6 protein-coding genes and 1 tRNA gene are annotated in these 4,103 nt (G+C 45.6%); 4 read left to right on the top strand and 3 right to left on the bottom strand.

Translation table 11 applies throughout. The features are described 5' to 3' along the window. Nucleotides 1-114 precede the first annotated feature (114 nt). The 4 genes from FW767_RS13225 (at nucleotide 115) to FW767_RS12790 (ending at nucleotide 2,100) form a co-directional block, all read left to right on the top strand. Nucleotides 115-495 (top strand): hypothetical protein, encoded by a 381-nt coding sequence (locus FW767_RS13225; protein WP_205523920.1) that lies wholly within the window; start codon nucleotides 115-117, stop codon nucleotides 493-495. Between the two features lie 138 nt (nucleotides 496-633). Next, nucleotides 634-984, top strand: a complete 351-nt coding sequence (locus tag FW767_RS12800; RefSeq protein ID WP_150980720.1) for a hypothetical protein — start codon at nucleotides 634-636, stop codon at nucleotides 982-984. A gap of 19 nt (nucleotides 985-1,003) precedes the next feature. Continuing rightward, nucleotides 1,004-1,579, top strand: coding sequence for a glycoside hydrolase family 108 protein (locus FW767_RS12795; RefSeq protein WP_150980717.1), 576 nt, complete (start codon nucleotides 1,004-1,006; stop codon nucleotides 1,577-1,579). Then, entirely contained in the window at nucleotides 1,576-2,100 is a 525-nt protein-coding gene (locus FW767_RS12790) for a hypothetical protein (protein WP_150980714.1), read from the top strand. The genes FW767_RS12795 and FW767_RS12790 overlap by 4 nt, the downstream gene beginning before the upstream one ends. 141 nt (nucleotides 2,101-2,241) lie before the next feature. Here the strand turns inward: FW767_RS12790 and FW767_RS12785 are convergent. The 3 genes from FW767_RS12785 to FW767_RS12775 form a co-directional block, all read right to left on the bottom strand. Then, nucleotides 2,242-2,322: transfer RNA gene (locus FW767_RS12785), tRNA-Leu, on the bottom strand. A gap of 112 nt (nucleotides 2,323-2,434) precedes the next feature. Then, nucleotides 2,435-3,142, bottom strand: coding sequence for an SIMPL domain-containing protein (locus FW767_RS12780; protein ID WP_121699909.1), 708 nt, complete (start codon nucleotides 3,140-3,142; stop codon nucleotides 2,435-2,437). Between the two features lie 198 nt (nucleotides 3,143-3,340). Continuing rightward, nucleotides 3,341-3,871 carry a TonB-dependent receptor gene (locus FW767_RS12775; RefSeq protein ID WP_150980712.1) on the bottom strand — a complete coding sequence of 177 codons (531 nt, stop codon included), beginning with the start codon at nucleotides 3,869-3,871 and terminating at the stop codon, nucleotides 3,341-3,343. Nucleotides 3,872-4,103: the final 232 nt, after the last annotated feature.

Below are 4,103 nucleotides of genomic sequence, written 5' to 3'. Positions count from 1 at the left end.
ATAGAGAATTAAAAGGGTAAAATAAAATTGACCCCTAACACCAGGACTTTAAAGGGTCAATCATATTATGGCCAAGGTGGGTAAATTCTGTTTGGCCAAAAGGGTCAAAGTAGAGTGGCTTTTCCACGCATAAACGAAAAGAAATTTTATTTGCAGCACTACCACAAAGGTATAGAGTTCACCGGGGCTGTAGTCAAACCCCATCGTACCTATGCCTGTAACCGTAGCATAAATAACTTTGCCGGTGCAGTGGCTAAACTTAATCGCGCTAAAAACATCGAGGAAATCGAAAAGGCAGTAAGTAGCGTTAATTCCTATTTAGGCTTGCTTAGACACTACGACGAATATAAAAACCGTCGCCGGATAATCAATAAAATCAAACCTGCCATAATGGAATTTTTAAGCATTAAAGGCGATTACCGAAGCATAGTAGTTAAAAAGCAATACCGGCCACGCGCCAAAACCTTAGAACGCATTAGAAATGGAGATTACTAACACCGAACCGCGCCCGGTCATGGTGCTACGCACTGACGCGCTAAACATGGAAGTATTACGGTTGCTTATGGCCCAGTACACTGTAATAGTTGGAAATAAAGACAACCAAATAATTATCGAATTATACCAAACATAGCAATGGAAACAGCAGACGTATTAACCATAATAGGCGGTATCGGCGGCATACAGGGCTTTATCGAGTTGGTTAAATGGTGGCGTGGGCGCAAAGTTCAAGATCGCCAAGACATAGCCGACGTAGAGAGTAAGGAGAACGAAAACGACCGCCGACAAATTGACTGGCTGGAAAAACGGTTAGCAGAGCGCGACGCGAAAATAGACCGCATATATGAGGAACTACGCGCAGAGCAAAACGCCCGGCTGGAAGAAATACACCACCGCCACGAAGTAGAACTAAAACTAACAGAGGCGGAGGCAAAGAAATGCCACAAACGAGGCTGTAAGGACAGAATACCCCCAAGTGATTATTAACCCAATAATATTTAATAATATGGCAAATGTAGAAAAATTAGTGCCTTTTATTATCCAGTTTGAAGCCGGTGTAAATCCGGCTGGACTGACAGGCGAAAAGTTATTTGAAAAGGCCCGGATTACCGGGTACGCGAATGACCCCGACGATTTAGGCGGTGCCACTATGGTAGGCGTTACGATAGCAACCTACACAGAATACTGCCGTAGAAAAGGTTATCCGCGCCCCACTGTAGAACGACTGCGCGGCATGACATACGCCCAGTGGCTCGATATACTCAAAACGATGTTTTGGGATAGGTGGAGAGCCGACGAAATAGCTAACCAATCTATCGCGGAAATATTGGTAGATTGGGTTTGGGCTTCCGGCAAATATGGTATCACCATACCCCAAAAGGTATTAGGCGTTACCGTTGACGGTGTGGTAGGATCTAAGACACTGGCGGCGGTCAACCGACAGAACCCGGCGCAGTTCTTTACCCGAATAAAGGCAGAGCGCAAAGCGTATATCGACCGCATTTGTGCAAGCCGCCCGGTAAACAACAAATATAAACGCGGCTGGCTGCGCCGTCTTAACGCTATCACTTTCCAGCCATGAAACGGTTATTGCTCATTACCACTGTGGGCGTAGCGGCGTGCCTTTTTTCCTGCCGCACGCATAAGGCTATAACGGCTATCGACCAAAATAGCACCCTGTCGTATGCCGACACCACCAAGACGGAAGCCGACACAGCCAGCCGCAAACAGACCGATACCGACACTACAAAGACCGCAGCAACTTATGAGAGTGTCGGCGTTATCGAGTTTATCGAGGGTGGCGGCAAAGTAAGTATCGACAGCGCAGGTAACGTGACCTTTGAGGGTGTCAAAAATATAAAGGGACAGCACAAAGGGACAATCGCGCAGGACAAAGGCATTAGTCACAAGACCGAAGAAACCGCCGGACACCGTGAGCAGCTTAACGGTGTTAAAGCCGACCAAACACAGCGCGAGAAACGCAACGAAGAAACGGCCCCGGCGCAAAAATGGTACGAAACAGCCTTAGCCCGGTTAGGGCTGGGTGTGTGTATTGCCGCGCTCATGTGGCTACTTTTCCTATATATCAAAAGGAAATTTTAGCAATCCGTAATAAGTGAACTGAGGGACGCGCCCGACCGTGAGGTTAGGCGCGTTTCGTATCTATGGGTGCAAAGTGCTTTGTATGTGCTTTGTGAAAATTATAAACCCCTTACAAGTCAACGACTTATAAGGGGTTTTCGGTGCCCGGAACAGGACTCGAACCTGCACGCCTCGCAGCACTCGCACCTGAAACGAGCGCGTCTACCATTCCGCCACCCGGGCATTGCGAGTGCAAAGATAAGTTGATTTTTCGTATTTTCAAAACTTACCTTTGCAGTTTTCGCAATTTTATGAAAAATATCTTAGAAAATATCTTGGTTATATGGCTAAGATGTCAGTCTTCAATATAGAAAACTATTGACGATACGACACGTACATTCTTGATGTAGGGGGTATAGGGGTCGCGGTTTTCGATAGAGAACTGGCCTTGTGTTGCGGTCTTTATTTTACCGATGTTGCTGTGTGAGTCGGCGGCAAACTTGTTGGCGGCTTCGCGTGCGTTGTGGGTAGCTTCGGCTATCATGCCCGGTTTTATTGTGTTGAGGTCGGTGTATTCGTAGATGGTCTGGTAGTTGTAGTCGCCGGCTGTTATGGCTATGCCCTCTTTCAATAGTTCAGTCTGTCGTTTGATGAGTTCGTTTACTTTGGAAACGTTGCCTGATGTAACAACTACGACTGACGTCACGTTGTAGCGGTACTGGAAGTCGCGGCTACCGTAACGTTCGGCCTGAAGATCGACAATGTCGGGAGCGTTGACCGATATTTCTTCTTTCGTTATGCCGTTGGAGGTAAGAAATTTAATCAGGGCATTGTTGGTAGACGTGATTTTATCGTATATTGCGGGTAAGTCGTTGCCGACCTCCTTGCATACTATGGGCCAAGTGACTTTGTTGGCCATTACCTCTTTTTCTGCAAGTCCGCGTACTGTTATGACGCGGTCGCGATTGCTGAAGTTGTCAATGCCCGCTTTAATAAAGACACCGAGGAAAAATATGCCTGCGGCAATAAGCAGCGCGGGCAAGGTGCGATTGATTAGTTTCATAATAAAAACTGTTTTATGATATTACATATGATAGTATGACGCGCAAGATACATAAATGTTTATTCAAAAACAAAAAAAGTTAAAGAGAGGGTAAGTTTTGCTATGGTTGTGTCATAATTAATCGTTAAAGTTTGCCGATATATGAAATATAATATATGTAAATTGGGCTGAATTAGAACTTGTTTAGAATCAGTTGATTTAGAAGTGTAACTGCGCGGTGAGCAGCACGTTGCGCGGGCGTATGCGGTAGATGTGGTCTGTGCGCGACAAGGAGCCGAATGTGCTGTAGCGGTAATTTTGCCGGTCAAGAAGATTGCGGGCTGTAAGTCCCAACCTTATTTTGGCGTTTATCTGCCATGATGCCGAGGCGTCAATAAGCACGAGGTTGGCATCTTTGGTCTGACTGTCGCCGAAGCGAGTGTAATAATGCTCTCCTCCAAGTGTAAAATGGAAGTTATCGTCAGGAATGATAGTGAACGATAGTGTTTGGTATAGTGAAATGGGGTCAGAGGATGACTGACTGCTTATCTTCAGTGTGCTGACATTTACGTTAATTGTATAATTCATCGAAAGCCAACGGTTAAGACTCCCTTTGAAATATGGATTTGCGGTCAATACCTCCTGCCGGAAATCCTGCTTGGCATCGTCGCGCATTGTAGCGGCCGATATATTTGAATAAGACAGCTCCAGTCCTATTACCAAACGGTTGTGGCATAATCCCTTGCTCACTCCGCCTTTAGTGTTAAAATTATGTGCCCCGGTGAATAGCGGCTCATATGTGGTAAAGATAAATCCGTTTACAAATTTCTTATTGCTTATGTATGGCGAACGGTTGTATGTTGGAAAAGCCACTCTACTTTGACCCTTTTGGCCAAACAGAATTCACCCCTTTGGCCATAATATGATTGACCCTTTTGGCCCAAATAACATTAACCGCTTAACACAAGAGTTATTAGAGATT

It is taken from the genome of Heminiphilus faecis (assembly GCF_008728965.1).
Taxonomy (GTDB): Bacteria; Bacteroidota; Bacteroidia; order Bacteroidales; family Muribaculaceae; genus Muribaculum; species Muribaculum faecis.
The sequence above is the reverse complement of the archived record's forward strand: the minus strand, read 5'-3'. Positions and strand labels throughout refer to the sequence as shown.